We start from the raw sequence: 230 nt of genomic DNA on the forward strand, positions 1-230 counted from the left end.
CACCAGTGCCAAGCAACAACGTGGTCGAGGGTGGAAGCTACAATCAAGCATCCGCCAGCGGTGTAGGTTCCGTCGAGAAATATCTGGTCATAGACTCGGCCTGTATGTGCCACGGTGGGATCCGGTACGTCAATAAGCCAGCACCATGTAAATCTGCGCTTCATAGTTGAGTGGCTTACTTTGTTGCGTTTAGCCAGTGCAGTTAGCGAGATTGTGGTGGTGCAATGCTC

At 52.2% G+C, this 230-nt stretch carries 1 pseudogene; it reads right to left on the bottom strand.

Annotation, left to right across the window (positions count from 1 at the left end):
• A pseudogene (locus tag QP934_RS11660) lies at positions 1–230 on the bottom strand (IS1249 family transposase); the annotation flags it as partial.

This window comes from Corynebacterium sp. MSK122 (assembly GCF_030229435.2).
GTDB lineage: Bacteria > Actinomycetota > Actinomycetes > Mycobacteriales > Mycobacteriaceae > Corynebacterium > Corynebacterium marquesiae.